Origin of the sequence: Plantactinospora sp. GCM10030261, assembly GCF_042666615.1 — a bacterium.
GTDB lineage: Bacteria > Actinomycetota > Actinomycetes > Mycobacteriales > Micromonosporaceae > KBS50.
The window spans coordinates 148,010-174,532 of the sequence record NZ_JBHTDD010000008.1; the positions used below are offsets into that span (position 1 = coordinate 148,010).

Annotated in this window: 31 protein-coding genes and 2 tRNA genes; 12 read left to right on the top strand and 21 right to left on the bottom strand. The window is 67.9% G+C overall.

Annotated features, from left to right (window positions below; genetic code table 11):
- Positions 1-8: 8 nt before the first annotated feature.
- From gnd to ACFQUZ_RS12420, 3 genes are all read left to right on the top strand, one after another.
- Entirely contained in the window at positions 9-887 is an 879-nt protein-coding gene (gnd, locus tag ACFQUZ_RS12410; protein ID WP_377441399.1) for a phosphogluconate dehydrogenase (NAD(+)-dependent, decarboxylating), read from the top strand.
- Positions 888-923: 36 nt separating this feature from the next.
- On the top strand, positions 924-2,057 hold the full coding sequence (gene recF / locus ACFQUZ_RS12415) for a DNA replication/repair protein RecF (RefSeq protein WP_377441401.1): 1,134 nt from the start codon (positions 924-926) through the stop codon (positions 2,055-2,057).
- A gap of 73 nt (positions 2,058-2,130) precedes the next feature.
- Positions 2,131-2,811, top strand: a complete 681-nt coding sequence (locus ACFQUZ_RS12420; protein WP_377441607.1) for a DciA family protein — start codon at positions 2,131-2,133, stop codon at positions 2,809-2,811.
- 98 nt (positions 2,812-2,909) lie between these two features.
- On the opposite strand, the gene ACFQUZ_RS12425 is transcribed toward ACFQUZ_RS12420, so the two are convergent.
- A complete protein-coding gene (locus ACFQUZ_RS12425) occupies positions 2,910-3,464 on the bottom strand; it encodes a hypothetical protein (RefSeq protein ID WP_377441403.1) in 555 nt (184 codons plus the stop codon).
- A 643-nt stretch (positions 3,465-4,107) separates the two neighbouring features.
- Between ACFQUZ_RS12425 and gyrB the strand changes: the two genes are divergently transcribed.
- The 6 genes from gyrB (at position 4,108) to ACFQUZ_RS12455 (ending at position 10,389) form a co-directional block, all read left to right on the top strand.
- A complete protein-coding gene (gene gyrB / locus ACFQUZ_RS12430) occupies positions 4,108-6,051 on the top strand; it encodes a DNA topoisomerase (ATP-hydrolyzing) subunit B (RefSeq protein ID WP_377441405.1) in 1,944 nt (647 codons plus the stop codon).
- 126 nt (positions 6,052-6,177) lie between these two features.
- Positions 6,178-8,703 (top strand): DNA gyrase subunit A, encoded by a 2,526-nt coding sequence (gene gyrA, locus ACFQUZ_RS12435; RefSeq protein WP_377441407.1) that lies wholly within the window; start codon positions 6,178-6,180, stop codon positions 8,701-8,703.
- A 3-nt stretch (positions 8,704-8,706) separates the two neighbouring features.
- Entirely contained in the window at positions 8,707-9,663 is a 957-nt protein-coding gene (locus tag ACFQUZ_RS12440; RefSeq protein ID WP_377441409.1) for a DUF3566 domain-containing protein, read from the top strand.
- Positions 9,664-9,898: 235 nt separating this feature from the next.
- Positions 9,899-9,972: transfer RNA gene (locus tag ACFQUZ_RS12445), tRNA-Ile, on the top strand.
- 176 nt (positions 9,973-10,148) lie between these two features.
- Complete coding sequence (locus tag ACFQUZ_RS12450; protein ID WP_377441411.1) at positions 10,149-10,277, top strand: DLW-39 family protein; 129 nt, start codon at positions 10,149-10,151, stop codon at positions 10,275-10,277.
- Positions 10,278-10,316: 39 nt separating this feature from the next.
- Positions 10,317-10,389: transfer RNA gene (locus tag ACFQUZ_RS12455), tRNA-Ala, on the top strand.
- Between the two features lie 93 nt (positions 10,390-10,482).
- On the opposite strand, the gene ACFQUZ_RS12460 is transcribed toward ACFQUZ_RS12455, so the two are convergent.
- The 19 genes from ACFQUZ_RS12460 to ACFQUZ_RS12550 all read right to left on the bottom strand — a co-directional run bounded on the left by ACFQUZ_RS12460 (position 10,483) and on the right by ACFQUZ_RS12550 (position 23,885).
- Positions 10,483-11,694, bottom strand: coding sequence for a tyrosine-type recombinase/integrase (locus ACFQUZ_RS12460; RefSeq protein WP_377441413.1), 1,212 nt, complete (start codon positions 11,692-11,694; stop codon positions 10,483-10,485).
- A 1-nt stretch (position 11,695) separates the two neighbouring features.
- On the bottom strand, positions 11,696-11,887 hold the full coding sequence (locus tag ACFQUZ_RS12465; protein WP_377441415.1) for a helix-turn-helix domain-containing protein: 192 nt from the start codon (positions 11,885-11,887) through the stop codon (positions 11,696-11,698).
- The gene (locus ACFQUZ_RS12470; RefSeq protein WP_377441417.1) at positions 11,884-12,087 is read right to left on the bottom strand and encodes a hypothetical protein; all 204 of its coding nucleotides are present in this window, start codon (positions 12,085-12,087) and stop codon (positions 11,884-11,886) included. Before ACFQUZ_RS12470 ends, ACFQUZ_RS12465 begins: the two co-directional genes overlap by 4 nt.
- Before the next feature lie 89 nt (positions 12,088-12,176).
- Positions 12,177-13,769, bottom strand: a complete 1,593-nt coding sequence (locus ACFQUZ_RS12475; protein WP_377441419.1) for a replication initiator — start codon at positions 13,767-13,769, stop codon at positions 12,177-12,179.
- A complete protein-coding gene (locus ACFQUZ_RS12480) occupies positions 13,766-14,626 on the bottom strand; it encodes a hypothetical protein (RefSeq protein ID WP_377441421.1) in 861 nt (286 codons plus the stop codon). The genes ACFQUZ_RS12475 and ACFQUZ_RS12480 overlap by 4 nt, the downstream gene beginning before the upstream one ends.
- A complete protein-coding gene (locus ACFQUZ_RS12485; RefSeq protein ID WP_377441423.1) occupies positions 14,623-14,829 on the bottom strand; it encodes a hypothetical protein in 207 nt (68 codons plus the stop codon). Before ACFQUZ_RS12485 ends, ACFQUZ_RS12480 begins: the two co-directional genes overlap by 4 nt.
- A 13-nt stretch (positions 14,830-14,842) precedes the next feature.
- Complete coding sequence (locus ACFQUZ_RS12490) at positions 14,843-15,265, bottom strand: DUF3307 domain-containing protein (RefSeq protein WP_377441425.1); 423 nt, start codon at positions 15,263-15,265, stop codon at positions 14,843-14,845.
- Positions 15,262-15,609 (bottom strand): RRQRL motif-containing zinc-binding protein, encoded by a 348-nt coding sequence (locus ACFQUZ_RS12495; protein WP_377441609.1) that lies wholly within the window; start codon positions 15,607-15,609, stop codon positions 15,262-15,264. The genes ACFQUZ_RS12490 and ACFQUZ_RS12495 overlap by 4 nt, the downstream gene beginning before the upstream one ends.
- Before the next feature lie 785 nt (positions 15,610-16,394).
- Positions 16,395-17,063: a GGDEF domain-containing protein gene (locus ACFQUZ_RS12500; protein WP_377441427.1), complete on the bottom strand. Its 669-nt coding sequence runs from the start codon at positions 17,061-17,063 to the stop codon at positions 16,395-16,397.
- Entirely contained in the window at positions 17,060-17,578 is a 519-nt protein-coding gene (locus tag ACFQUZ_RS12505) for a hypothetical protein (protein ID WP_377441429.1), read from the bottom strand. The genes ACFQUZ_RS12500 and ACFQUZ_RS12505 overlap by 4 nt, the downstream gene beginning before the upstream one ends.
- Positions 17,579-17,666: 88 nt before the next feature.
- Positions 17,667-17,861: a hypothetical protein gene (locus tag ACFQUZ_RS12510; protein ID WP_377441431.1), complete on the bottom strand. Its 195-nt coding sequence runs from the start codon at positions 17,859-17,861 to the stop codon at positions 17,667-17,669.
- Positions 17,858-18,775: an FtsK/SpoIIIE domain-containing protein gene (locus ACFQUZ_RS12515; RefSeq protein WP_377441433.1), complete on the bottom strand. Its 918-nt coding sequence runs from the start codon at positions 18,773-18,775 to the stop codon at positions 17,858-17,860. The genes ACFQUZ_RS12510 and ACFQUZ_RS12515 overlap by 4 nt, the downstream gene beginning before the upstream one ends.
- Before the next feature lie 114 nt (positions 18,776-18,889).
- Positions 18,890-19,825, bottom strand: a complete 936-nt coding sequence (locus tag ACFQUZ_RS12520; protein ID WP_377441435.1) for a hypothetical protein — start codon at positions 19,823-19,825, stop codon at positions 18,890-18,892.
- 129 nt (positions 19,826-19,954) lie between these two features.
- Positions 19,955-20,287 (bottom strand): hypothetical protein, encoded by a 333-nt coding sequence (locus tag ACFQUZ_RS12525; protein ID WP_377441437.1) that lies wholly within the window; start codon positions 20,285-20,287, stop codon positions 19,955-19,957.
- A 134-nt stretch (positions 20,288-20,421) separates the two neighbouring features.
- Complete coding sequence (locus tag ACFQUZ_RS12530; protein WP_377441438.1) at positions 20,422-21,627, bottom strand: MFS transporter; 1,206 nt, start codon at positions 21,625-21,627, stop codon at positions 20,422-20,424.
- A 9-nt stretch (positions 21,628-21,636) separates the two neighbouring features.
- The gene (locus ACFQUZ_RS12535; RefSeq protein WP_377441440.1) at positions 21,637-21,855 is read right to left on the bottom strand and encodes a DUF397 domain-containing protein; all 219 of its coding nucleotides are present in this window, start codon (positions 21,853-21,855) and stop codon (positions 21,637-21,639) included.
- Between the two features lie 14 nt (positions 21,856-21,869).
- Positions 21,870-22,718 (bottom strand): helix-turn-helix domain-containing protein, encoded by an 849-nt coding sequence (locus tag ACFQUZ_RS12540; protein WP_377441442.1) that lies wholly within the window; start codon positions 22,716-22,718, stop codon positions 21,870-21,872.
- 290 nt (positions 22,719-23,008) lie between these two features.
- The gene (locus tag ACFQUZ_RS12545) at positions 23,009-23,293 is read right to left on the bottom strand and encodes a hypothetical protein (RefSeq protein WP_377441444.1); all 285 of its coding nucleotides are present in this window, start codon (positions 23,291-23,293) and stop codon (positions 23,009-23,011) included.
- A 97-nt stretch (positions 23,294-23,390) separates the two neighbouring features.
- Positions 23,391-23,885, bottom strand: coding sequence for a hypothetical protein (locus ACFQUZ_RS12550; RefSeq protein WP_377441446.1), 495 nt, complete (start codon positions 23,883-23,885; stop codon positions 23,391-23,393).
- Positions 23,886-24,148: 263 nt separating this feature from the next.
- Between ACFQUZ_RS12550 and ACFQUZ_RS12555 the strand changes: the two genes are divergently transcribed.
- The 3 genes from ACFQUZ_RS12555 to ACFQUZ_RS12565 all read left to right on the top strand — a co-directional run bounded on the left by ACFQUZ_RS12555 (position 24,149) and on the right by ACFQUZ_RS12565 (position 25,742).
- Positions 24,149-24,544, top strand: a complete 396-nt coding sequence (locus ACFQUZ_RS12555; RefSeq protein ID WP_377441447.1) for a hypothetical protein — start codon at positions 24,149-24,151, stop codon at positions 24,542-24,544.
- Between the two features lie 668 nt (positions 24,545-25,212).
- Positions 25,213-25,488 (top strand): type II toxin-antitoxin system Phd/YefM family antitoxin, encoded by a 276-nt coding sequence (locus tag ACFQUZ_RS12560; protein WP_199757668.1) that lies wholly within the window; start codon positions 25,213-25,215, stop codon positions 25,486-25,488.
- Positions 25,485-25,742 carry a Txe/YoeB family addiction module toxin gene (locus tag ACFQUZ_RS12565; protein ID WP_216931574.1) on the top strand — a complete coding sequence of 86 codons (258 nt, stop codon included), beginning with the start codon at positions 25,485-25,487 and terminating at the stop codon, positions 25,740-25,742. Before ACFQUZ_RS12560 ends, ACFQUZ_RS12565 begins: the two co-directional genes overlap by 4 nt.
- Positions 25,743-25,937: 195 nt before the next feature.
- Here ACFQUZ_RS12565 and ACFQUZ_RS12570 read toward each other — a convergent pair whose 3' ends face one another.
- Positions 25,938-26,405, bottom strand: coding sequence for a hypothetical protein (locus ACFQUZ_RS12570; RefSeq protein ID WP_377441448.1), 468 nt, complete (start codon positions 26,403-26,405; stop codon positions 25,938-25,940).
- Positions 26,406-26,523: the final 118 nt, after the last annotated feature.

The following is a 26,523-nucleotide window of genomic DNA, read 5'->3' on the forward strand; positions in this document are numbered from 1 at the left end:
GTAGCACCATGCAGCTCGGTCTTGTCGGTCTCGGCCGGATGGGCGGCAACATGCGCGAACGGCTGCGCGCCGCAGGCCACGAGGTGATCGGGTTCGATCGCAATCCACAGCTGAGCGACGTGGCCAGTCTGGCTGAACTCGCTGAGAAGCTGACCGGCCCGCGCGCGGTGTGGGTGATGGTTCCGGCAGCCGTCACCGACGCCACCATCGACGAGCTGGCCGGTGTGCTCGACGAGGGTGACATCATCATCGACGGTGGGAACTCCCGGTTCAGTGATGACGGGCCGCGCGCCGAGCGACTGGCCGGCCGGGGCATCGGCTATCTGGATGTCGGGGTCTCGGGCGGCATCTGGGGGCGGGAGAACGGCTACGCCCTGATGGTGGGTGGCGCCGAGGAACATGTGGAACGGCTCATGCCGGTCTTCGACGCGCTCAAGCCGGCCGGCGAGTTCGGCTTCGTGCACGCCGGACCGGTCGGCGCCGGGCACTACGCCAAGATGGTGCACAACGGCATCGAGTACGGCCTGATGCACGCCTACGCCGAGGGTTACGAGCTGTTGGCCGCATCCGAACTGGTGACCAACGTGCCGGGTGTCTTCCGGTCCTGGCGGGAGGGGTCAGTGGTGAAGTCCTGGCTGCTCGACCTGATGGATCGGGCGCTGGAGCAGGATCCGGAGCTGGCGCAGCTGCGCGGTTACGCCGAGGACACCGGCGAGGGCCGTTGGACGGTGGACGAGGCGGTCCGGCTCGCGGTGCCGATGAACGTCATCGCGGCGGCGTTGTTCGCCCGGTTCACGTCCCGGCAGACCGACTCGCCGGCGATGAAGGCGGTCGCCGCGCTGCGTCAGCAGTTCGGCGGGCACGCCGTCACCCCCGCCGACGGATAGGCTCGCGTCCCGATCGCGAGCAGGAAAGGTCTCCTCGTGCACGTCCGCCGGCTCGAACTGGTCGACTTCCGGTCGTACGAGCGGGTAGCAATCGATCTTGAGCCGGGCGGGAACGTGCTCGTGGGCCCGAACGGGGTGGGCAAGACGAACCTCGTCGAGGCGCTGGGCTACGTCGCGACTCTGGCCAGCCATCGGGTGGCGACCGACGCCCCGTTGGTCCGCGCCGGTGCCACCGCGGGTGTCATCCGGTGCGCCATCGCGCACGAGGGCCGGGAGCTGCTGGTCGAGCTGGAGATCGTCCCCGGCAAGGCGAACCGGGCCCGACTCGGTCGCTCGCCGGTGCGCCGCGCCCGCGACGTGCTCGGCGCCCTGCGGCTGGTCCTGTTCGCCCCCGAGGACCTGGAGCTGGTCCGTGGCGACCCGGCCGAGCGGCGCCGTTACCTGGATGACCTGCTGGTCGCCCGGGCACCCCGGTTCGCTGGCGTCCGGGCCGACTACGAGCGGGTGGTGAAGCAACGCAACGCCCTGCTGCGCACCGCGTACCTGGCCCGCAAGACCGGCGGTACGCGCGGCGGCGATCTGAGCACGCTCGACGTGTGGGACGTGCACCTCGCGCGGCACGGAGCCGAACTGCTGGCCGGCCGGCTGGACCTGGTGGCGGCGCTGGGTCCGCACCTGACCAAGGCGTACGACGCGGTGGCCGCCGGCAAGCACGCCGCGGCCATCGGCTACCGCGCGTCGGTGGAGCTGCCCGATCCGGTGCCGGACCGGGACGGCCTGGCCGCCGCCCTGACCGCCGGACTGGCCGCGACGCGCTCCGCCGAGGTGGAGCGGGGCACCACCCTGGTCGGCCCGCACCGCGACGAGTTGCTGCTAAACCTGGGACCGCTGCCGGTCAAGGGGTATGCCAGCCACGGCGAGTCCTGGTCGTTCGCGCTGGCGTTGCGGTTGGCGGCGTACGACCTGCTGCGGGCCGACGGGATCGAACCGGTGCTGGTGCTGGACGATGTCTTCGCGGAGCTGGACACCGGTCGCCGGGCTCGGTTGGCCGCGCTGGTCGGCGAGGCGAGCCAACTGCTTGTCACCTGCGCGGTCCCGGAGGATGTGCCGGACGTGCTGCGGGGCGCGCGGTTCGAGGTCGGTACGGGGGAGGTGCGTCGTGCCGGCTGACCGCGACGGCCTGTCCGGGGACCGGGCGCCGGATTCGGGAGCCGCCCGCCGCGGCCGGCCGACCCGGCCGGACCTGAGCCGGGTCGACCCGACCGGTGCCGGCTCACCTGGTCCGTCGGCCGGACCGTCGTCGGCCGGACCGTCGCCGGTCGACGCGACGAGCGCCGGTGCGCCCGGTAAGCCGGCCGGACCGTCGCCGGACCGCCCGGCCGGTGCCGGTAAAGCGGGTGACGGCCCGGCGGGTCCCGAGCTTGCCCGGGCGGTGCTGGACGCGGCGCGAGCGCGGCGGGGGACGAGCCAGCCCGGTCGGCGTACCGGAGGTTCGGGTGGGTCTGCCGACGGTGCCGGCGCGAGCCAGCGGCGCCGGCCGCGCGGCTACTCCGGGCCCGGCCCGGATCCGCGCGATCCGCAGCCGCTCGGCGCGGTGCTGGCCCGGTTGGTCAAGGCCCGGGGATGGCAGCGCCCCACCGCGGAAGCCACGGTATTCGGGTCCTGGGCGAAGGTCGTGGGCGCGGATGTCGCCGAGCACAGCCGGCCCGTCAAGCTGGTCGATGGGGAGCTGACGGTGGAGGCCGAGTCCACCGCCTGGGCGACCCAGTTGCGGCTGCTCAGCGGTTCGCTGTTGCGGCAGATCGCGGCCGTGGTGGGACATGACGTGGTGCGTCGGTTGAATATCCACGGCCCGGCGGCGCCCTCCTGGTCCCGGGGGCCAAGGCGGGTCCGTGGCCGCGGCCCCCGCGACACCTACGGCTAACCCCCGCCCCTCCCTTTTCTCGTCGATCTAGGGCAGATGGTCACTGTTTGATCTCCAATCACGACCATCTGCCCTAGATCGACGAGAAAAGGGAGGGGTCAGGAGTCGGCGTAGACGGCGAAGCCGCGGTCGGCGCAGCGGCGGTAGAACTGGCCGAGCACGGCCAGTTCGGAGCGGGGGAAGCGCCACTGCGGGGCGGCGCCGGAGTCGTCCCGCAACGCGTCCAACCGCTGTTCCAGCCAGCGCAGCTGCTGCTCGGCGAGCCGCCCTTCGGCGAGGGTGGCGCGCAGCACCTCGGCCACGGTGTCGAAGGTGACCACCTCGCCCCGGTCCCGGTGGCCGGCCACGAACCGCTCCAGGCCGCCGGCGATCCACGCGCAGCCGTCGGGGTCGATCACGGGGTCCTCGTCCTCGGCAGCGGCCTCGGTGGCGTAGAGAACCCCGTCCAGGCCGAGCAGCAGGTCCACAAGTTCGGTGTACGCGGTGGCTCGCACTGAGCCGGTTTTGGCGATGTACCCGGCCAGCGCGGCGGTCGGCGATTCGACGTCGACCGACTCGGCCAACTCGCCGAAGTCGACGAACTCCGCCGGCGCCACCGGGTCGTAGAACCGCCCGGTCCGCGGCCACTGCACCGCGACGTTGTCCAACCCCATGTCGGCTTCCTCCAGCGCGTACGGAAGTTCGGTCGGGTCGATCCGGTCGACCAGTTCCTCGGGTGGCGACGCAAAGTTACGGCACGGCGTGCGGTGGCCGCGACCCCCGTGCCGGCCTGGCGGCCCGGACGGCCCCGATCGCCAGCCCGGCCAGCCCGGACCCCCGTGCCGGCCTGGCGCGGCCCGGACGGCCCCGATCGCCAGCCCGGCCAGCCCCGATCGCCGTGCCAACCCGCGTCCCGGACGGCCCCATTGCCGCGCGTCGGCGGACCGGCCGGCCGGTCATGATGGCCGTGATCGGGACACCCGCGTGTGGGGGGAGTAGCGGCCTGCGCGGTTCGGCCGGCTACGAGCGTCTGAGGTGCCTTCCAGAGGGTGCCGTGTGGAGAATCTGTCGGCTCGGCACAGTAGGATTGATGCGAGACGCGGAGCCGGTGCGAGCGCCGGTCGGGGCCACCTCGGCCTTGGTCGACCTTGGCGGCCGGCTCCGACCCGATCGCGATCGCGAGTGGCTGGCGCGATCGGCGCACTCAGTCCCGTACCCGGACAATATCCCCGGGCGGTCCGTGCGTCGACCGACGGCGACCCGCCGAACCTGCGTCCGCGCGCCGTACGGCGCCGTGGGGGCGAGAAAGTGGCCAGGGTGGCAGCGCAGAAGAAGCAGGAGTACGGCGCCGAGTCGATCACCGTGCTGGAGGGCCTGGAGGCCGTCCGCAAGCGACCCGGTATGTACATCGGGTCGACCGGTGAGCGTGGTCTGCACCACCTGGTCCAGGAGGTTGTGGACAACGCGGTCGACGAGGCGATGGCCGGACACTGCGACACCATCGACGTGGTCCTGCTCGCCGACGGCGGCGTCCGGGTGACCGACAACGGCCGGGGCTTCCCGGTGGACCTGCATCCCAAGCTCAAGAAGCCCGGCGTCGAGGTGGCGCTCACGGTGTTGCACGCGGGCGGCAAGTTCGACGGCAAGTCGTACGCGGTCTCCGGCGGCCTGCACGGCGTCGGTGTCTCGGTGGTCAACGCGCTCTCCACCCGGATGGCCGTGGAGATCCAGAAGAACGGCTTCTTCTGGCGGCAGCAGTACGCCAACTCCAAGCCCGGTCCGCTGGAGAAGGGCGAGCCGACCAACCGGACCGGCTCGGCCGTGTCGTTCTGGCCCGACCCGGACGTCTTCGAGACCGTCGACTTCGACTTCCAGACCATCTACCGCCGGCTCCAGGAGATGGCCTTCCTGAACCGGGGCCTGACCATCTCGCTGCGTGACGAGCGGGTCCACGAGGAGGACGGCAAGCCGCGCGAGGTCACGTTCTGCTACAAGGGTGGCATCGCCGACTTCGTCCGGCACCTCAACGCCTCCAAGAACGCGATCCACAAGACGGTGGTCGAGTTCGGTGCCGAGGAGGACGGCATGGCGGTCGAGATCGCCATGCAGTGGAACGAGTCGTACGGCGAGTCGGTCTACACCTTCGCGAACACCATCAACACCCACGAGGGCGGCACCCACGAGGAGGGCTTCCGGGCCGCCCTGACCGGTGTGATCAACCGGTACGGCGCCGACAAGAAGCTGCTCAAGGGGGACGAGAAGCTTTCCGGTGAGGACATCCGCGAGGGGCTCGCCGCGATCATCTCGGTCAAGCTGCGGGAGCCGCAGTTTGAGGGCCAGACCAAGACCAAGTTGGGCAACACCCCGGTGAAGAGCTTCGTGCAGCGGGTCTGCAACGAGTGGCTGGTCGACTGGCTCGACCGCAACCCCAGCGAGGCGAAGACCATCATCCAGAAGGCGTCCCAGGCCGCTCGTGCCCGGATCGCCGCCCAGCAGGCTCGCAAACTGGCCCGGCGCAAGTCGCTGCTGGAGTCGGGTTCGATGCCGGGCAAGCTGGCCGACTGCCAGTCGACCGATCCCCGCGAGTCCGAGCTGTTCATCGTCGAGGGTGACTCGGCCGGGGGTTCGGCCAAGCAGGGCCGGGAGCCGCGGTTCCAGGCGATCCTGCCGATCCGTGGCAAGATCCTCAACGTGGAGAAGGCCCGGATCGACCGGGTGCTCAAGAACAACGAGGTGCAGGCGTTGATCACCGCGTTGGGCACCGGCATCCACGACGACTTCGACATCGAGAAGCTGCGGTACCACAAGATCGTGCTGATGGCCGACGCCGACGTGGACGGTCAGCACATCCAGACCCTGCTGCTCACCCTGCTGTTCCGGTTTATGCGGCCGCTTGTGGAGCTGGGTCACGTCTACCTCGCGGCACCGCCGCTCTACAAGATCAAGTGGAACCGGAAGGGTGACGACTCGCAGTACGCCTACTCCGACCGCGAGCGGGACGGGTTGATCAAGCTGCGTCAGCAGAAGAAGGCCACCGCGAAGCCGGACGACATCCAGCGGTTCAAGGGTCTGGGCGAGATGAACTACCCGGAGCTGTGGGAGACCACGATGAACCCGGCCACCCGTACCCTGCGCCAGGTCACCCTGGACGACGCGGCAACCGCCGACGAGCTGTTCAGCGTCCTCATGGGGGAGGACGTCGAGGCCCGCCGGTCGTTCATCCAGCGCAACGCCAAGGACGTGCGCTTCCTGGACATCTGATGAGACGGGGGCCCGTCGTCGTGCGGCGGCGGGTCAACCGTCCACACAGTTATCCACAGTTTCGCCGGTTTCCACAGCCGTTATCCACAGCCATACGCGGTATTTACTCCTGATAAGGGTTGACTTGTGACGGATACTCCCGAGCCCTCGAACGTCGAGCCGTCCCAGCCGGAGGCGCTTGGCGGCGTCCTCTCCCGCGACCGCATCGAGCCGGTCGGGCTCGAGGTCGAGATGCAGCGCTCGTACCTCGACTACGCGATGAGCGTGATCGTGGGCCGGGCCCTGCCGGACGTCCGCGACGGACTCAAGCCGGTGCACCGCAAGATCCTGTACGCGATGTTCGACTCGGGCTACCGGCCGGACCGGGGCTACGTGAAGTGCTCCCGGGTCGTCGGCGACGTGATGGGCCAGTTCCACCCGCACGGCGACTCGGCCATCTACGACGCGCTGGTCCGGATGGCCCAGCCCTGGTCGCTGCGCTACCCGCTTGTCGACGGCAACGGCAACTTCGGCTCGCCCGGAAACGATCCGGCCGCCGCCATGCGCTACACCGAGTGCAAGCTGGACCCGCTGGCCATGGAGATGCTGCGGGACATCGACGAGGACACCGTCGATTTCCAGGACAACTACGACGGCCGGGCCAAGGAGCCGACGATCCTGCCGTCGCGCATCCCTAACCTGCTGGTGAACGGTTCCGAGGGCATCGCGGTCGGCATGGCCACCAAGATCCCACCGCACAACCTGCGGGAGATCGCCGCGGCCGTGCAGTGGTGCCTGGACAATCCGGAGGTCGACGAGGCCGAGACGCTGGACGCGTTGATCGGGATCGTCAAGGGACCGGATTTCCCGACCCGGGGCCTCATCGTCGGCACGACGGCGATCCAGGACGCGTACCGGACCGGCCGTGGCTCGATCCGGATGCGGGCCGTGGTAGAGGTGGAGGAGGACCGCCGGGGCCGGAACAGCCTGGTGGTCACCGAGCTGCCGTACCAGGTCAACCCGGACAACCTGGCCGAGCGGATGGCGGATCTGATCAAGGAGGGCAAGCTCGCCGGGATCGCGGACATCCGCGACGAGTCCTCCGGGCGGACCGGCCTGCGGCTGGTGATCGTCCTCAAGCGCGACGCGGTCGCCAAGGTGGTGTTGAACAACCTCTACAAGCACACCCAGTTGCAGGAGACGTTCGGCGCCAACATGCTGGCGCTTGTCGACGGGGTGCCACGCACCCTCAACCTGGCCCAGTTCATCCGCTTCTACGTCGAGCACCAGATCGACGTGATCCGCCGGCGGACGGCGTACCGGTTGCGCAAGGCCGAGGAACGGGCGCACATCCTGCGTGGTCTGGTGAAGGCGCTGGACGCGCTCGACGAGGTGATCGCGCTGATCCGGCGCTCGCCGACCGTCGACCAGGCCCGGCAGGGCCTGATGGAGCTGCTCACCATCGACGAGATCCAGGCGACCGCGATCCTGGACATGCAGTTGCGCCGGCTCGCGGCGTTGGAGCGTCAGAAGATCATCGACGAGCTGGCGAAGCTCGAGGTCGAGATCGCCGACCTGAAGGACATCCTCGAGAAGCCGGAGCGGCAGCGCCGGATCATCTCCGAGGAACTGGGCGAGATCGTCGCCAAGTGGGGGGACGACCGGCGGACGCAGATCATGCCGTTCGACGGCGAGGTCTCGATGGAGGACCTGATCGCCCGCGAGGACGTTGTGGTGACAATCACACGGACGGGTTACGCCAAGCGGACGAAGGTCGATCTGTACCGGTCGCAGCGGCGGGGTGGCAAGGGCGTCAGCGGCGCCAACCTGCGGCAGGACGACATCGTCAGCCACTTCTTCGTCTGCTCGACGCACAACTGGATGCTGTTCTTCACCAACAAGGGCCGGGTCTACCGGGCCAAGGCGTACGAGTTGCCGGAGGCCAGCCGGTCGGCCCGCGGCCAGCATGTGGCGAACCTGCTGGCCTTCCAGCCGGACGAGCACATCGCCCAGGTGATCCAGATTCCGGACTACCAGGTGGCGCCGTACCTCGTCCTGGCCACCAGGAACGGCCTGGTCAAGAAGACGCGGCTGGAGGAGTTCGACTCCAACCGCTCGGGCGGGATCATCGCCATCAACCTGCGCGATGGCGACGAGGTGGTCGGTGTGGCGCTCGCCGGCCCGGCTGACGACCTCCTCCTGGTGTCCAAGAATGCTCAGGCGATACGGTTCAATGCCACGGACGAGGCGCTGCGTCCCATGGGCCGGGCGACCTCCGGTGTCATCGGGATGCGTTTCACGGACAGCGATGTGCTCCTGGCCATGGCGGTCGTCCAGGAAGGGATGGATCTGGACGTCCTGGTCGCCACGAACGGTGGGTTCGCGAAACGTACACCGATCGAGGAATATCCGGTCCAGGGTCGGGGAGGAAAGGGTGTGCTCACCGCGAAGATCACTGAGCGCCGTGGCGCGCTGGTCGGCGCGGTCGTGATCAGCCCTGACGACGAGCTTTTCGCGATCACGAGCAACGGTGGTGTCATCCGGACTCCGGTGAAGCCTGTACGCCGAACTCGCGATCGGAACACAATGGGGGTCAAGCTGATGGACCTACCGGACGGCGTGACTATCGTGGCAATCGCGCGTAACGCCGACGAACCTGACGGGCAGGACTAGTTGATGACGGAGACACAGGCGAAGTCGGGGACTGCGGGGGCCTCGACCACCCCGGTCGACGAGGAGGCCGCCGGCGGCGGCTCGCCCGCGACCGGCCGCGCGGCGGTCGGCCGGGCGGCAGTCCCCGCTGACCCGCCGTCCCCCAAGTTCACCAGGGCACCCGGCATGCCGCCTCCGCCCGGCGCTCCGGACAAGCCCAGCGATGATCAGCAGCCGGCCGCCACGAAACCGGAGAAGAAGCCGGCTTCCGGGTCCGCCGGCAGCGGCACGGCCACCGCCGGGTCCGGTGATTCCGGTCGTACGCAGCCGAGCGCCGGCCGGTCGACGGCGGGCGACCCGACGCGGACCGCGGCGGGAGACGGCGGTCGTTCGGCGGCCACCGGTGCCCGACCGGCGGGCGGCCCGGCGGGGGCGACCACGACGGCGTTCCGGCCCGGCTCGGTGGGTGACCGGTCTGGCCCGGTGGGTGACCGGTCTGGCCCGGTGGGTGACCGGCCCGGCCCGGTGGGTGGCGCGGCGGCGGTCGGCGCGGCCCGGGTGACCGAGGCGGTCCGGGCGGCCCGCAGCACCGTCAACTCGGCGGCGTCCCGGGGACCGCGGCGGGCCCGGCTGAACCTCAAGCGGATCGATCCATGGTCGGTGATGAAGTTTTCCGGCGCGGTATCGGTGGTGCTGTTCATCGTGGTGGTGGTCGCCACCTCGGTGCTCTATCTGGCGCTGGACGCGATGGGCGTGTTCGAGAGCGTGAACAGCAGCCTCGCCGATCTGATCAGCGCGGGCGGTGGGCCGGGCGCCGAGACCTTCCGGATCACCGCGAAGGGCGTGATCGGCACGTCGGCCTTGATCGGCCTGGTGAACGTGGTGCTGTTCACCGCGTTGGCGACGCTCGGCGCGTTCATTTACAACGTCTGCGCCGACCTGGTCGGTGGCATCGAGTTGACCCTCGCCGAGCGCGACTGACGGTCTGCTTCCGTAGGGTTCGACTCTTCGCACCGGGGCGCTGCGACTATGCGGTGGCCCCGGTGCGGCCTTTCCGGGTAGGGTCGCCGGAGCCGAGCGCCGTCGGCGGGGCCGATCGGTGCTGGCGCCCATGATCCGCACGTACGGTGAGTGGCGCCTGGTCGCCGTCGCCGCAGGGGAGCGCCCCGATTTGGGCGCGCATCCGGCGGTACGGTAACCTTGCTCGTCGCCACAGGGGGCTATAGCTCAGTCGGTTAGAGCGCAGAGCTGATAACTCTGAGGTCGCTGGTTCGATTCCAGCTAGCCCCACCTCAACATCGTCGAACGCAGGATCTCCTGCGTTCGACGGGCAGGCGTTCCAGCCGCCGGGGTTCCCCCGCGACCGCAGTTCGACGTTGGATGTCGGGCGCCGAACGCGTTGGTCTGCCTGCTACGCTCGCCGAGGCATTCCGCCTGATCGGTAGTCACGTGTGAGGGGTTGCCCCGTGTTCAAGAAGCTCTTGGTTATCGCCAGCGTGGTAGGTGTGGCAGCCCTGGTCTTCAAGAAGGTCAAGGCGTCCAACGACGAGCGCACCCTGTGGCACGAGGCCACCAACGCGCCCGACCTACGCTGATCCTCCGTGCGGACCGTCCCGGCTGGACGATCCGCTCCCGGGGCCGTAGCTCAACTGGCAGAGCACTGCCTTTGCAAGGCAGGGGTTAGGGGTTCGAGTCCCCTCGGCTCCACCGATAAGGCCCGTGACCAGGGCGTTTGTCTGCCGCAAGGTCATCGGGCACAGATCCGGCACAAGTCGCTTCCGATCTTGGTTCGCCGGCTGGTCACAAGTCCGCCGACGCAGCCCGCAGGATCTCCCCGATCAGCCCTCGGCGCCGGTCCCGTTTGGGCCACCAATGCACGTAGGTTTCCAGCGTGATCCGCAGTGTCTTGTGCCGCAGCAGCCGCTGAACCTCCTGCGGTTCGGCGTGGTTCGTGATCAGGGTCGTGGCGAAGAAGTGCCGCAGGGCGTGGAAGCCGCCATGTTCCTTCGGCCATCCGGCGGCATCCCGCCAGCCGACCCACTCTCGGGACCACGTCCGATCGGTGAACGGATTCCCGTGGGTGGTGGTGAACAGCAGTGGAACACTCCGTCGGACCGGTTCACCCGAAAGGATGTCGACCATCTCGACCTCAGCCGGGGGGAACCGCCGAACATGTTCGGTCAGCACCTCTCCGACGACTTGGTCCAGGTCGAGCGTGCCGGATGATCCGGCCTTGGGTTCGCTGAGGTAGAAGCCGTCGTGTTCCTTCGGGGAGTACCGCAGTTGCTGAACCACGTGCAGTTCCGCCCGGCCGATGTCGACGCAGCGTTCCCCGTCCTCCATTCCCAGTGCCTCACCGAGGCGGCATCCCTGACCGGCGCCGAGCCAGATCATGGCCCGGTACCGGTCCGGCACAGTGCCGAGCAGGGCTAGCACCTCTCGTTCCGTCGGAACCCATTTCGGCGTTCGGGACAGCCCGCGCAGCACCTGGGCGAGCTTGACCCCGTCACACGGGTTGTCCGGGATCACTTTGTCGGTGACGGCGGCCGACATGACGGCGTCGAGCAACTCGAAGTAGAGCTTCAGCGATGATTTCGGGGTGTCCTCGGCCAGGCGGCGGGACAGCCATTCCATGACGGTGGTCAGTGTTACCGCGCGTGGCGGCCGGTCTCCGAATACGGGATACAGGTGGCATCGAAGGTTCGACTCCACCCGCTTCCGGGTTTCCAACGCCCAGCCGACCTCGCGCGACAACCGCCACCGTTCGGCGTACTCACGGAAGGTCGTTTGCCGCTCCGACTGGTCGACCTTCGTCTCAACGGCGGCGCCGGTACGCGCCTTGAGGTCCCAGTCCTCGGCGGTGACCTTCTTCTCGAACAGCCTTTCGCGAGGCTCACCGTGAGCGTCCTGGTAGCGGACCCGCCATCGTTTGCCGCGTCCGTGCCGTTTCGAGGGGAGGCGTTTGCCGTCGGTCCCGCGTTTGCTGAGGTACCACAGGTCATCGATGGGCATGTCAGGCCGCCTGGTTGTCGAGCCAGGCGCGGACGTCGGCGGGTTTGTAGCGCAGGTGGCGGCCGACCTTGGCGGCGCGGGGGCCTTTGCGGCGGTGGCGCCATTGGTAGAGGGTGCCGACCGGGACGCGGAGGTAGGCGGCGGTTTCGGCGATCGACCACAGTTCCGGCGTGGGGGTGGTGGGTGCGGTCATCGGGGCTCCTTCCTGGTGATGGTGATGTAGACGCGGCTTTCGCCGGTGTATCCGGCGTGGTGGGTGCTGGTGCGGCAGGTGACTCGGTCGGCGCCGTGGTGGGCGACGAGCTGGGCGGCGATGGTCGCGGCGTGGGTGGTGACGGTGGCGGTCGGGCCGATGAGCCGGACCGCGATCACGGGTCGAGTGCGGGTGGGCATGGCGACTCCTTCCAGGTCAGGGGTTGCGGCTGGGTTGGTGCGCTGTGGAGTTGTCAAGGAACGGCTTCGCAGGCGTTGACACGTACGTGTCAAGCGGCCAGGGGTTGGGCGGTGGATCGGGGGGTGTGGTCGTCGGCGAGGGCGTCGAGGCCGGCAAGGTGTCGGGCGCGGGCTTGGGCGGCGGCGGTGTTGGCGAGTAGGGCGTCGCCGGTGGTGATCCAGCCGGTGGCTTGGTAGCCGAGTTGGTAGATGACGCGGTCGGTGTGTTCGTCGTCCCAGGTGTGGGGGTGGCCTTCGGTGCGTCGCCAGATGGTGCGTTGGAGGCGGATGTGGCCGTAGGTGACGGAGAAGGCGCGGCTTTTGGTGGTGATGTGGCCGCCGTAGCCGTATTGGTGGGCCCAGCGGCGGAGTCGGTGGTAGGGCTCGTGGTCGCCGAGGTCCCAGCAGGCGCGGATGAGTCGGCCGACGTGGGTTGCGGGGTCGCCGTGGATGTCGATGGTGATGTCGTCGACACGGCGCAGGGTTTGGCCGGTGACCTCGGTGGATTTGGTGACGTACTTGGCGATGTAGCCGGTGATGTGGTTGAGGTTGACGGGTCCGCCGGGGGCGTTGACGTGGGCGAGGTCCAGGCCCTTGTCTCCCCAGGCGATGCGCCATCCCTGGTTGCCGTGGGCGGGGTGTGGGGCGCAGGTGTAGGTGGTTTTGACGAACGCGGCCCGGACAGCGTCGGCGAACATGTCCCGGCTGATCGTCCGGGGTGGGGGCACGATCGCGTCGGGGCAGTCGGGGTTGTGTCCGTCGAGGCGAATGAGGGCGTGGTAGTGGATGACGCCGCGTACCTGGAATTCGTAGACCTTGATGTAGCGGCGGCGTAGGTCGACGCCGTACGAGCGGCCGAGGCGGCGGAGTTCGCGGTCGACTTGTTGGATGGTGCGGCGCCACAGTTCGGGGGCTTCGTGGTTCCACACGACCTGGGCGTGGTGGTCGTAGCAGTCCAGGCACAGCGGTTGGCCGAGGTGCGGGTCTGTGGTCTTGTGTCGCTGCCCGCAGCGCATCTGGTGTCCGTGGGGGCAGGTGCGGCCGAACGGGTGGCAGATCGCCGGGCGGCAGGTGCAGCCGTCTTTGCGGCGGCAGTCCGCGGCGTGGGTCTTCACCACGCGGTGGTGTACCGGGCCGAAGGAGGGGGCGGTGGCGGTGAGGAAGATGGCGATGTGTTGGTCGAGTGGGGGGATGCCCCACCGGTCGCCGCGTAGCCCGGCGGCGATCAGGTGGTAGGTGTCGCGGCGGTAGGTTTCGGCGCAGGACGGGCAGATGTTGGCGCGGCGGTTGCCGCACGGGGTGTAGATGGCGCCGTCGGGCATGGTGTCGGTGTCGACGGTGGCGATGCGCCTGCCGTCGGCGTCGGTGACGTGGATCTGCCCGTCGAGGCGGATGGGGTGTTTGCAGGCGGCGGCGGCCCGGACGTGGTGCAGCCATTCGGGGTAGTCGGGGTCCTGGGCGCGGGCGCGGCCGGATTGAACGGTGCGCGGGTCGTGGCCGCGTACCCAGCCGTCTTCAGCGGGGGTCCGAGTGGTTGGGGTGGGGGTGGCCCAGGGCCAGTAGCCGGTGTCCGGCTCGGCGGAGGCTCCCGTGCCCGGAACCTTGGGGGTTCCGGGCGCGAGAGGCAGCGTCGAGGCTGTCACTTGGCGGCTCCGACGGTGGTGCCGTTGTGCGGTCGGTCGTTGATCGATGGTTGGTTGGTGTTGGTCAGGGCCGTGAGGATGTCGGCGGCCGTGGTGGTGGGGACGCGTAGTCGTACGGCGAGCTGCCCGGCGGTGATCGGGTCACCGTGGGCTTTCGCGTGCGCGTCGGTGATGATCCGTGCGCCGGTCAGCAGTCGGGGGTTGAGCCCACTGGACGCGGTGGACACGGGCGTCGGTACCGGTTCGGGTGCGGCCGGGGTCGGCTCCGGGGTTGCCGGTGCGCTGGGTTCCGTCTCGTCCGGTTGCTCGGTTTCGGTTTGCTCACCGGTGACGGCGGTGGTGGCCCTGGTCGTGGTGTCGGCGGCCGGGCTGACCTCCGTGTCGGCGGTGGTGTCGGAAGACTGCGCCGGGACGGAGGTGGCCGGCACAGGTGCCGGGACCGGGTTGGTGGGCCGTGCCGTGGTGGCGGTGAAGACGAGCTTGGACAGGGCGAAGAACGCCAGCGCGGGCAGCGCGGAGACGATCCAGCCGAACACGGTCGGTTCGGCGACCGCGAGTTGCGCGGTCAGGGACACCCCGACGGCGGCGACGAGCAGGATCATCGGGTAGCCGATCGGTTTGTTGGCGCGGCGACGCCTACCGATCTCGATCAGGGATGCGGTCGGGATGAGTTCGGAGATGACCGCGTTGGCCCAGCCGAACCAGTCACCGGTTCCGGTAGGGCTGTTGGACATGGTCCAGTCGTGGACGTGGGAGAACGAGGCGGCGCCGGCCATGGCGCCGACGAGGAGGACGATGAGGACCAGGACGCCGTCTTGGAGACGGTCGACGCGGGCGGGCTTGACGGATGTGGTCATGACGTTGCCCGACGGGTCGGGGCGGGGTTGTCGAAGCGGGAAAAGCTGAGGATGAACGGGTTGGTGGCACCGCCCTTGCGGCGCAGGTAGTCGAGAACCTCGGTCAGGTCGTCGGTGCAGGTGATGGGAGCCGAGCGGCTGAACTCGATGGAGCCGTAGCCGGTGCTGTGGGCGTAGGCGATGAGGTAGCGGTAAGACAGCATGGTGGTGGTCCTTTCAGAGGCAGGCGATGAGTAGGGCGGAGGCCCAGAGGCAGGTGTGGTGTAGGGATTGGTCGGCGAGGTACATGCCGCAGATGGGGGTTTGACGCTCGGCGAAGTCGGCCGAGCCGGTGTGGCGCAGGATGAGGCGGACCGTCCAGCGGCGGTCCAGCAGTGCGTGGGTGACGGCGGAGAAGCCGAGGCCGGCGGTGAGTCCGACGGCGGTGACCGGTAGGTCGAGCAAGGTGATGGTGATGGTGAGCATCACGGCCACCGTGAGGTGGTAGGTGGTGACGTGGGCCAGGAGGTGACGCCAGCCGTCCCAGCCGGGATCGGCTTTGTGGGAGGCGTCGGAGTCGGTTTGCACGATGTGGTCGGCGAGGTGGTGGGCCGGGATCAGTACGGCCGTGATGACGGCGAAGACAATGGCGGTGGTCATTGGGCACCTCCGGGGGTGCAGTCGAAACACTCGCCGAGCGAGTGGCGGATGTAGTAGGGCTTCACCTGCCGGCAGGTGGGGCAGGTACGCCGCGCGAGAAGCGCTTTGTCGATGGCCGCCCGTTGGGCGGGGGTGGCAGTGCGCTTGGGTAGCGCGTGGTCGATCAGGTAGAGGTAGGCGACGCGCTTACCGCGCCGCCAGAGGATCTGGGCGGCGGGTTCCTGCCCGCCGGGGCGCAGGTCGCGGTCACGCAGTTGCCGGCGGGTGGCCATGCCGGCGGGGGCGAACTTGTACGGGTAGGTCGGGATGCCGTACTTCTCGCCGGTGGGGTCGTAGAACACCATCGGGTCCTCCGCGTCGTCGGCGTCCTGGTCGTCGTTGTCGTCCTGGTCCTGGTCCTGGTCCTGGTCGCCGTTGCCGGTGGCGAGGGTGGGGTGTTCGTAGGTGTCCCGGTCGATGTCCTCGGGCAGGAACGCCGCGCCGCAGACGGCGCAAACGATGGGGCCTTCTTCGAAGGCGGTCTTGGAGATCCGGAGTTTGCGCGGGCACTCGCATTCGCAGGTGTGGCCGTTGTTGTTGTTCGTGCGGGTCTTCGCCTCACCGGTGGGTTCCGGGTGGCGGTAGACGGTCAGCGCCTGGGCGAGACCGGCGATGGCCTGCCGGTACCGGGCCTTCGTGATGTCGGTCAGGGTGCAGGGCGAGTAGCCGAGCTTGTCGTCTTTGGTGGTGGCCATGCCGAGTTCGGCGGCCAGGGCGGCGAACCGCTTGTTGTGCCAGCGGCCCTGTCGGGAGGTGTCCTGCACACCTCGTACGTCGGCCAGGGCGTGAGTCGCCTCGTGCAGCAGGGTGGTGAACACGGCGTCCGGTTCGCGGGTCAGTCCCTCACCGGAGACCAGCACCTCGGGTAGCTGGGTGTCGCCGGACTGCCAGCGCAGGGCGGCGAAATGGCCCCACTTCATGCCCTGGTTGGGTTTGCTGGGGGAACCGGAGCCGACGACGATAACCGCCGCCGGTACCTCGGGATGCTGGACGCGGATCGCGGCCCACGCGTCTTCGAGGGAACGGATCAGGGTGGCGGTAGAGACGTCTTGACACGTACGTGTCACGTCGGTGATCTCAATGGCGGTGGTCATGCGGCCCTCCATGCGGTGGTCAGGCGGCTGGTGGGGCGGGCCAGTTCACGGGCCCGCTGGATCGGGCGGGTGTCGGTGGCCGGGGTGGTGGTGTCGGCCCAGATGTGGGTGGCCGCGCGGTGGGCGCGGGCGGTGTACATGGCCAGGTCGGCGCGGTGCAGCCACACCTCAAGCGGCTGACCGGCGTGGGCGGGGACGGCGCCGACGGTGGCGCCGACGGCCAGCGGGTGGCCCTGGTAGGTGACGGGTGTGGTGAGTGCGGTGTGAAGCCGCAGCAGCAAGCCGTCCAGCGGCCCGCTCGAACGGGTCAGGAGGGCGAACTCATCGCCACCGAGACGGGCGGCGATCCCGCGAGGTCCGGCCATGGTGGTGAGCCGGTGGGCGGTGGTGGTGAGGATGTGGTCCCCGGCGTCGTGGCCGTGGGTGTCGTTGACGGCTTTGAAGCCGACCAGGTCGACCAGGGCGACCACGACGGGTTGCCCGGCGTTCAGGATGGCGTCGGCAGCGGCCGACAGACCGGCACGGTTGGCGATGCCGGTGAGCGGGTCGATCGTGGCGGCCCGTTGGGCGGCGACCAGCTGGCCGCGCATCCGGTAGCGGGCGGTCAGGTAGCCGCCGGCAGCGGCGAGGCCGACAGCGGCCATGGTGAGCGGGTGGCCGTTCATCGGGCACCGAGCCAGGCGAGGAAACCCTCACGGGTGGGGTGCTTTTCGGCCCACACGCAAGCGTCGGCGTAGGTTTCGAGGTCTTCCTCGGTGGCGTGGGTCCAGTCGTAGTCGTCGGCCGCTTCGGTGAGCGTGGTGAGGACCTGGTCGAGGGTGCGGCCGGGTCGGTCGTTCCACTCGAACGGAGAGTGGCGGTCGTCGTCGGGCAACGGGTCTTCGTCGTCGTCGCACGGTTCGGTGCGGGTCAGGTAATCGATGAGGACGTCCAGGGCGCGGTTGAAGTCACGGCGCTGCTCATACGGCAGGTCAAGCGGTGCGTAGGTGAGCCGGCCGAAGGTGGCCATGCTGATAGCGCCGACAACGCAGGCCGACGGGAACGCATCGGTGGTGGTGGGCGGGTAGTAGTTGCCCTGGATCCAGCCGTGGGTCTGGAGGTAGTGGGCGGCGCAGCGCAGGATGTCGGCAGGCGTGATGTCGCCGAGCGCGGCGCGGGGTGGGTTGTGGGTAGGGTTCATGGCAGCCACGTCCTTTCGTGGGCGGTGGTTGGCGCCGGCAGGTCGGGTTCGCTTTCTCAGGGCAGGTCCCGGTCTGTCGGCGGTCTTGCTATGGGTGGTGCAGGTGGAGCCGGATCAGCACCCGGTGCCGGGGGTCGTTGCGACCGGCCGGGCGGGGTGTGGAGCGGTAGACCAGGACACCGGCACGCCGGGCCAGATCAGTGAGGGCGGCGATGTCGTCGCCCGTGGCGGTGACGATCAGGTCGGTGAAGTCGGCCGGGTTGGGCCGGGTGCGGGTGGTCATGCCGCCGGCCTGACGGTGCGCGCGATGCGACGCTCCGCCGGGGTGGTCAGACCCGAGCGGCGGCGGATCCAGGTGGCGTAGTCAGCGACGCGGATGATGTCGGCGTCGGTCATGTAGGCCGCCTTGGTGCGGGCCGGGATGCCGCCTTCGGCGATGAGGTAGCCCTCGCCCTGGTTGTTCGGGTCGATGCTGTTGGCGGAGAAGCCACGGGCGTACCAGCCGTGCCCGAGCACGATGTCCGACGACACGTCGTTGGTGCAGCGGCCGGCGAACCGCCAGGCGAACAGGTCCCGCAGCGACGGCGGGATGATGTCCGACGACGGTCGTTGGGTGGCGGCGGCGACGATGATGCCGACCGCCCGTCCCCGCGCCACGATGTCGCGCAGCAGGGCGGAGAACAGTTCCTGAGTCTTCTTGTCCCCGGCGGTGGCGGAGAAGTAGGCAATCTCGTCGCAGGCCACCAGGATCTGACCGAACACATCATTCGGGCCGATCTTCCGACGCCGGTAGGCCAGCAGGTAGGCGTAGCGGTTGTCCATCACGGTCTGCACCCGACGCAGGGTCCGGATGGCGTGCTCAATGTCCGGGCCGACGAACACATCGGCGGCGTCTTTCCACAGGCCAAGCTCGACCTGCTTCCCGTCGAGCAGACACAACCGGGCATCCCGGCACAGGGCGGCGTGCCCGACGATGGTGTTCAACAGGCTGGATTTGCCGGCGCCGGGTTCGCCGCCGATGAGGATGTTGCGGTAGATCATCGGCAGGTAGACCGGGTGGCCGAACTCGTCGATGCCGAGATAGATCGGGTCGAAGATGGACAGCATCGGACCGACCGGCACCGTTTCCGCAGCAGCCGGGGCGGGGACGGGGGCGATGCCGATGGGTGGCAGCGGAAGCGTGTCGGTGAGGCTCATCGGTTCTCCTGGGCAGGGTTGACACGTACGTGTCAGCGGGACGGGAGAGGGTGGGGGCGTGGACGCTCGACCCGGCGGGTTACTGGTCCACGCCGCACCTGGTGGTGGTGGTGGTTAGGCGTAGTCGGTGGGGTCGAACCCGTTCGGGCTCGACTCGGCGGTGGTGGGGTTGCGTGGCCTACGGGGCCGGAGCGGGTCGGCCGGTACGGTGACCGGTTCGTCCGGCACGTCGGGCAGGTCGAGGCCGACCGGCGGCATGCCCGGAGATGTCGGAGTGTTGGCGGGGACGTCGGTGACGTAGCCCGGCAGGGGTGAGGTGACCGTCGCGGCCAGGGGTTCCCGGCGGGTGATGTCGAGACGGATCAGCGCCGCGTAGCGGCGGGAGGCCCGCATGACGCGGATCTCGTTGGCCCAGCACGCCACGGCCAGTTTCTGCACCTGGCCTTCCTGCTCCAGGTCGTGCAGGGACAGGCCGGGACGCAGCCACACCCAGACCCGTTCCCCGGCCGGGGTCGGCCGAGCGAGCAGGATCAGCGGCAGTGAACCGTGCCGGTTGGTGGCGATGAACGCCGAGAAGCACAACCGGAGCCGGTGCCGAACGATCAGACACCACACCACCGCCACGATCCGGCGGCGGACCGGGCTAACAGCGGCCGGGACACCGGCGAGCAGGGCGACGATGAGCAGCGACACCACCAGTGGGGTGGACTGCATCAGCGCCTGCCAGCCGTAGACGGCGACCAGGCCGAGCACGATCTCCGGGAGCCAGTGCCAGAACACCCGCAGCACCGGCCACGCCACGATCAGCGCGAACGCCATTACGCCGACGACAGCGCCGACCAGGACGCCGACGATGGCCCCCAGGATCGGGGGCAGATAGTGAGAGGCGACAGTGCCGGCCAACAGGCCGACCACCCCGAGGCAGATCCAGAACGCGATGATGGCCCGACGCCGGTACGACCGGGCGATCGGAGCCTCGATGACAGTGACGACGTTGTTGCCCCCACGGTTCGACAAGCCGAACGGGGACCGCTGACTAGACTTGCGCACGACAAGTCCTCCCTATCGGTAGGGAACGGAATTGTTGACAGGACGCGGGGTCGCAGACGACGCCAATCAACGGCGACCCCGTGTCCAACCCTTCATTGATGAAGTGCGGAGCCGGTCAAGAGACCCGAGCTACGCGGCGGCGGTGTCCAACGGACGCAGACCCGAGGACCGGAACGCCACACCCGAACGGACCTTGCCGTCCCGGTCGTTGACCCACGGCAACGCCTCCAGGTCCTCCGGCATCACCGGCTGACGAACCGTCACCGGCGGCATCGTCGGCGACACGACGGTCACGTTGATGACCTCACCCGCGTTCTCCGACAACGCGTACAGGTGCACCGTCCACATCGGGTGCTTCGTCTCCCGGTCGAACTTCTGCTGACCGTTCTGATCCAACTTCGGCACCGGGTTCACCGACACCTCGTACGACACCCGCGACGTGTCCAACAGCAGACGTCCCATGACTGACTCCTTCTTGTTGTGAGCAGGGCCGATACCGGCCGCTCCGATGGCATGTCATCTATGCATGCATGACTAGTATGCGCGCGTGCATAGCCATCGTCAAGGAGATAGCGCGATGGATCTCGACCTGAGAGTCAGCGGCGGCCGTATGGCCAGGTGAGAACGCCAGCGACCACCAGGACCGCACTCGCGGCGATGAGAGTGGCCGTCAAGCCGAAGCCGCTGGCGATGCCACCGCCGACGAGGGCGCCGATCCCGGCAGCTCCGAGTCCGAACAGCCGGAAGGCTGACACGACGCGGCCGAGTAGATGGTCTGGCGTCATGGCTTGCCGAGCGGAACCAACGGCGACGCTCGATAGTGCGGATCCAGCACCCAGCGCCGCGAGCAGTACGGCGGTAGCCCAGACGTTGCCCGCCAAGGCGATCCCGAGCCAAGCTGCGCCTTGAACGAGGTGTGCAACCGCCATCGTTTGTCGGTAGGACGTCCGGCGGGTCAGGAACTGGGCACGCCAGCCGGCGACGACACCACCGACCGCGCTTACAGCGAGGAGGACTCCGTAAAACGCGGATGGCAACGACAGCACATCGGCCGCGTACAGGACGAAGGTCCCCATGGCCATGTTCCAACCGAAGTTGTAGGCGCCCATGCTGACGGCGAGAACGCGAAGGTCACGGGTTCGCAGCAGGTGTCGGAGACCAGCACGAATCGCCGTGCCGATGCGCTCATGCGGTCCATCTGCCGCCGGGATGACAGGCAGCCGTCGGACGAACATGGCGGACAGCACGAAGGACACGGCGTCAGCGACGAAGGGCAGTCCGCGGTTCACGGCGAACGACAGCGAACCGAGAGGTGGACCGAGGAGGGATCGCCCCACCGTGTCGAGGGCCCAGTAGCGACCGTTGACGTGAGTCAGGGTCTCTTTGTCACGGCCGACCAGGGCAGGGATGCTGGCTTGGGCGGCAGAGTCGAAGAAACATTGTGCAACGCCGACCACGAGCACGGCGGCGAGGAGTATGGGAAGCGCGAGGTAGCCAGCGGCTAGAGCCGCTACCAGGAAGGCCAACACAGCAGCTCGGGCAAGGTCGGCAGCAACCATGACGGTCCGCCGTGGCCAGCGGTCTACCAACGCTCCAGCCGGTAGGCCGAACACGAGCCAGGGGATGTAGAAGGCTGCCGTCACCGACGCCACAGCGACCGGATCGCGGGTCAGCGTCACGGCCAGGAGCGGAGCCGCCGCGATGAAAGCCCCGTCGCCCGTGACAGAAATGCCGGTCGACGCAAGCAGCGGCAGAACCCGACGAGCAGCTCGGGAGTCCTTCACCACCGCTTGCGTCCCCACCCCGCGCTCCTAACCAGCCAGCGACTTCAGCTCGAACTCACCTTGCTGCGCACCGGCGAGAAAGGCCACCCACTCCCGTTCCGTGAACAGCAGGACCGGGCCAGCGCCGTTGGCTTTGGTGTCTCTCACCCCGATGACGCCGTCGGCATACGCGACCTCGACGCACCCGCCGTCGCCGCTGCTGGAACTCTTCCGCCACCTGGCCCCGATCAGTCGGTCTTCGCTCACGGCAACCGTCTCCTTCAGGCGTTCCCCATGTAGCGCTCGATATCGAGCGCAAACGATTGCAAGTATTCAACCGAGTCCATGGGGGAAAGAGCAAGCCCTTGAAGCTTCTTGAAAATCTCTCCGTAACGGTTGACGTCATCGGGTGCGGAGTAGTAGGTGTCTCCGGTCGGAGACTCCGTCCAGACAACCGACGGACTGTCCTTGTGCTGGAAGTCGTAGATGTTGAATCCGACGACGGCGAAGGTGGAGACCTCAGCACCGAGTGGCACAACCTGGAGGCTGACACGCTTATGTCCTGCTCGATCGACAAGGCCAAGTATCTGATCCCTCAGAACGTCGAGATGGCCGAGTCGAAGAAGTAGGGCACGAGCGTCAACCACTGCCTCATAGCGAGGCGCCGACTTCGCATTTAGCGTTTCTTGACGCCTCATTCGCGCTTCCGCTATGGCCTCCGGATCGGAAGCACCTACAGCCTTCGCAACGAGTCGTGCGTAGTCGTACGTTTGGAGCAGTCCTGGGATTACTACCGGCTGATAGTGCCGTATCCGCTTCGTAGCCGACTCCATGTCGGCGATGGTCTCTTGCCGTCGCGGATAGCCACCAGCTTGAAGAACCCACGTTGACTCACCAGTGTCCTGGGCCGTAGCCGCCAGCAGTTCGGCACGCAGGTCAGCCGACACGCCGTAGAACATGAGGAGACCGGTCACGTCTTTGACCGTGAACGGCCATCCCGATTCGATCCGCGACACCTTCGACTGAGACCAGTCGAATTCCTGTGCCACACGCTCACCCGAGAGTCCGGCAATCTCACGCAGACGGCGCAACTCTGCTCCGATGCGCTTACGCTGCGCGGTCACCTTCATGGCTACCAACTCTCATGCGTGCATGAATAGCGCTCAGTCTACCACTAGGCATATCGCGAGGCATAACGCAGTCGATCAGACGGGGGACTCACAGCGGGCTTCCCGTGTGAGAACTTTCTGTACGGAATCAAGGCGGCCCGCCCCGCGGGCCGCTCGCGCCGCCGACCAGGGGCCGACCCAGAGGGTCGCCGCTCGGGGACCCTGCCGCCCAGGCGCAAGCGCCGGCGGCACCCCGGCGGTTTCAGCCCCGCCGGCGGCGCGACGGCAGATAGCAGAGGACCCCGGGCCGTCTAGAAGAGATCAGGTGGCTCGGGGTCCTCGGAAACGGCGTCCCACGGATAGTCATCGTCAGTGACGGGCGGCCGTAGTGCTTGCAGCGCCAGCTTGCTAAGCCTCGACTCGATCGCGCTGGGCTGCCGACCGAACTCCTGGGCGAGGTCCTCCATGCTGCGACCGTCCCGGTACCCGGCCAACAGGCGAGAGTCATCAAGGGCAGTCCAGCGCTCGTAGGCGTTGGGGTAGCGCGTCCGAATCTCATCAACCGTCGGTCGTGCCGTCTCGAAAGGCTCATCCATGATGCTAAATCTAGGCCCTTGATGCGACACGATCTCGGCGTCGGAGCGTGTCTCCGGCGGGGCGCTCGGTGCTCTGGGATGGCGGTGGGCGTGGAAGCTACTTCCCGGCCGACGACATGGCAACGCCAAGGGCGATGATGGCCACGACGGTCTGGATGCTGCCAACAGCTAAGGCCCACAACGCGATTCGTGCCTCAAGAGTCATCTTCCTTCCAGGAGCTACGGGCGTAGATCTTGGAATGGCTTCATCTGGCGGCAGATGTACAGACGGCACAGGCAGCGGCGCGAATGATGGTGGAACGACGTGTAACCGGTAGAGCAGCCGATCGAGCCAGCTCGCCGCGCCTAGATGGCGGATCCATGCGACAAGCTTCTGCCACTTGTGCACTTGGCACCCGACGACTACCTTGCCGTTCTTCATGCAGGGCTTCCCAGTTCGTTTGCCGATCACGAGACACTTCGCTTCGAGCTTGAACCCGAACCAGTAGCAAATGAACAGGAAGAGTGCGGCGGAACACAGCATGATGCAGCCGACGTTCTCCCAGAAGGTCGGCTCACGGACGGGCTCGGTGGCAGCAGCCAGGATGGGCACGAGATGGCAATTTACACCAGGCAATCTAGCGGGCCCGGAAAGTGATCATGCTGGACGGGCAGAGACCTCCGCGACGACACCACGAGGAGTACGCCCGTCGAGCATGGTCGGCTACCGAGCGACTCGGACCGGTAGCGACCCGCGCAGTGAGCTGGCAAGGCGTTGGTCAATCGCCCAAGGTGACTGTCCAGAAGTCGACACTCTCTATGAGTCTCGGGGAGCGATCTTCACGTTCGGCGTTCGGGTCAGTACTCTTCGCGTCCATGGCGTCTCGCGACAAGTCGAAGCTATGGCGGTTCTGGGGCTACGGCGTGCTGGCCGTGCTTCTCCTGTCCCTCGGCAGCAACGCGTTTGGTCCAGGCATCTACGCGGCTCTCGTCGGCCTGTTGCTCTTCTTCGTCCTCTTCCAGGCCCCGGTCTACTGTGGGGCGATCAACCGGAGGCGCGGCGGTGTCGTTGAGTTCTGTCGCAACAACTCGGCAGGGCTCATCCTGGGCTGCCACCTCCGACAGCACAAGTGGCAGAAGTTCGGGCGCGACTGGTGGTCGCTGGGGTGGCAAGAGAAGAGCAGGGGCATCTGGACGGGAGCCCAAGCCAAGTTGGCGACTCTGAGTTTCATCATCGGCACGGTGACCGGCGTCATCGGCGTCTTCAAGTAGCCCATCTTCGGCGTGCGGAGAAGTGCATCAGCGAGGTACTGCAACCGACGGCACCCGTGCCGCTGCAACCATCGCCCTATCAGCCCTCATGGGAGCCCAAGGTCATGCCGTACCCAGGCCGTACAACGGGGGCCAGCGCTGACCATTGTTGGCCGTCCATGCCAGGCGTGGCCGCAGGTCAGAGCCGCAGCCGTCCGGTTGACTGGAAGGGACGGAGCAAGGGCGCCTCCGGCGGGGCCTCGGGCACTCCGGGATGGTGGCGCCACCCCGACGACCTCCGTCCGGGCAAAGCCGAGCAGGTGGGGCCTGCCCGGTCAAGGTCGTTCAGCCGTAGGGTGCTCCAGCCTTGACCGGGCAGGCCCCACCCGCTCCACAGGGTGCGGACGAAGGCCGACGGGATGGCTGAGGGCGAGACGGCGGCGACTGTGGCGGTGATCATCGGGCACAGATCCGGCACAACCGAGACTGATAACTGGTGTCAGACGCCGGCAGGTCTTGGCGGTGGTTACGCAGGTGGCCGCGCCGATGCGTCCGATTACGGATGATCTATGTCCCCTGATCGGTTTAGGGGTTCGAGTCCCCTCGGCTCCACTTATTGATCCTCCCTGCGAACCCGGCCGGACCGCCCACCTGAGGTACAATTTTCTGTACTTGTCCTGGAGGTGGTCATGCGGACCGTGAATTTCACCCAGCTGCGGCAGAACCTGGCCGCCGAACTCGACAGCGTGATCAACGACGCGGAGGAAGTGGTGGTGACCCGGTCAGGCCACGATCCCGTGGTGATCGTGCCGCTTGCGGAGTACGAGTCGATGAAGGAAACCGAGTACCTCCTGCGCAGCCCGAGCAACGCCGCCGCTCTGCGACGATCGATGGCGGAGCTTGAGAAGGGCGACGCGGCCGAGAGGGATCTGATCGACCCGGCCACAGTGCGGGACGTCGCATGAGGCTGGTCTTCACCGCCACGGCGTGGAGCCAGTATCTCAGCCATACGGATCGTAAGTTGGTCAAGCGCATCAATGACCTCATCGCAGACGTGATGCGCAACGGATACGAGGGCATCGGCAAGCCGGAGCCTCTTCGGGGCGAGCTGTCCGGCTACTGGTCCCGCCGGATCGATCGCGAACACCGGCTGGTGTATAGGATCACCAAGGACGACGTCGAGATCATCGCCTGCCGTTACCACTACGTTGACCGCTAGCGGACTGTCCTGGAATCAGGAACGTCGGTTGTCTGGCCACCGAGGCTCGGGACGCGCGAACTGAGGCTTCGCAGCGGCAGCGGGTCACCGGCGATGGTCGTCGGTTGGTTCGCATGGTGGTACCTCCGGCCCACCAGCACGTTTGTAGCTGTACTCGCTGGCGCGGAGGAACGATCGCGGGGTCGAGTCGAAGCGTCACCTGTACGGCGCGTACTGAATACTCTTGGACCAGCGCCGCCAGAACGGGAGCGGCAGGCAGCCAACCAGTCCCTCGTATCCCGTCTCAGTCTCGATCGACCCATCCGCCAGCATTACCGACACGACGGAACGTCCGCGAGCGAAGACCTCCCGAACGTGACCAGCGACGACCGAGCGAGCGACAGCGGCGAGGAACGTCATGTCGTCGGGTCCGCTGCCCAGTTCCCACCGGCCGCCGACTTCGCCCACGTGAAGGATGACCTCCTCGGGGAAGTCCACCCAACCGAAGGATCTTGCCTGGGCATTGTTCGGCGTGATCGTCACCGACAGTCCTCGATCCATCTTGTTGATCTCCACCGAAGCCACATCTGCCAGCTCGTGCGCCAGCCGTCTTGCCAGGTGCAGGGTCGGGGCTGCCGACGGGAGATCGATTCCGGGCCCCTCATCCGGGTCGGGGTTACTCACGCAGCCAGCCTGCCAGCGCCACGCCCCGCTGATCCACTCGATTCGAGGTGTACGGCCCTCCGGGCGCCGCTGGTTCCGGCTGCTCCCAAGATCAAGGCTGGCACGTCCATCGCGCTTG

Coding starts and splice junctions, on each gene's coding strand:
- gnd (WP_377441399.1), top strand. CDS start 9: ATGCAGCTCGGTCTTGTCGGTCTCGGCCGGATGGGCGGCAACATGCGC.
- ACFQUZ_RS12425 (WP_377441403.1), bottom strand. CDS start 3,464: ATGGGGTTGGACAACGTCGCGGTGCAGTGGCCGCGGACCGGGCGGTTC.
- ACFQUZ_RS12440 (WP_377441409.1), top strand. CDS start 8,707: ATGACGGAGACACAGGCGAAGTCGGGGACTGCGGGGGCCTCGACCACC.
- ACFQUZ_RS12460 (WP_377441413.1), bottom strand. CDS start 11,694: ATGCCCATCGATGACCTGTGGTACCTCAGCAAACGCGGGACCGACGGC.
- ACFQUZ_RS12465 (WP_377441415.1), bottom strand. CDS start 11,887: ATGACCGCACCCACCACCCCCACGCCGGAACTGTGGTCGATCGCCGAA.
- ACFQUZ_RS12470 (WP_377441417.1), bottom strand. CDS start 12,087: ATGCCCACCCGCACTCGACCCGTGATCGCGGTCCGGCTCATCGGCCCG.
- ACFQUZ_RS12480 (WP_377441421.1), bottom strand. CDS start 14,626: ATGACCACATCCGTCAAGCCCGCCCGCGTCGACCGTCTCCAAGACGGC.
- ACFQUZ_RS12485 (WP_377441423.1), bottom strand. CDS start 14,829: ATGCTGTCTTACCGCTACCTCATCGCCTACGCCCACAGCACCGGCTAC.
- ACFQUZ_RS12490 (WP_377441425.1), bottom strand. CDS start 15,265: ATGACCACCGCCATTGTCTTCGCCGTCATCACGGCCGTACTGATCCCG.
- ACFQUZ_RS12495 (WP_377441609.1), bottom strand. CDS start 15,609: ATGGTGTTCTACGACCCCACCGGCGAGAAGTACGGCATCCCGACCTAC.
- ACFQUZ_RS12500 (WP_377441427.1), bottom strand. CDS start 17,063: ATGAACGGCCACCCGCTCACCATGGCCGCTGTCGGCCTCGCCGCTGCC.
- ACFQUZ_RS12505 (WP_377441429.1), bottom strand. CDS start 17,578: ATGAACCCTACCCACAACCCACCCCGCGCCGCGCTCGGCGACATCACG.
- ACFQUZ_RS12510 (WP_377441431.1), bottom strand. CDS start 17,861: ATGACCACCCGCACCCGGCCCAACCCGGCCGACTTCACCGACCTGATC.
- ACFQUZ_RS12515 (WP_377441433.1), bottom strand. CDS start 18,775: ATGAGCCTCACCGACACGCTTCCGCTGCCACCCATCGGCATCGCCCCC.
- ACFQUZ_RS12525 (WP_377441437.1), bottom strand. CDS start 20,287: ATGGGACGTCTGCTGTTGGACACGTCGCGGGTGTCGTACGAGGTGTCG.
- ACFQUZ_RS12540 (WP_377441442.1), bottom strand. CDS start 22,718: ATGAAGGTGACCGCGCAGCGTAAGCGCATCGGAGCAGAGTTGCGCCGT.
- ACFQUZ_RS12545 (WP_377441444.1), bottom strand. CDS start 23,293: ATGGATGAGCCTTTCGAGACGGCACGACCGACGGTTGATGAGATTCGG.
- ACFQUZ_RS12555 (WP_377441447.1), top strand. CDS start 24,149: ATGGCGTCTCGCGACAAGTCGAAGCTATGGCGGTTCTGGGGCTACGGC.
- ACFQUZ_RS12560 (WP_199757668.1), top strand. CDS start 25,213: ATGCGGACCGTGAATTTCACCCAGCTGCGGCAGAACCTGGCCGCCGAA.
- ACFQUZ_RS12565 (WP_216931574.1), top strand. CDS start 25,485: ATGAGGCTGGTCTTCACCGCCACGGCGTGGAGCCAGTATCTCAGCCAT.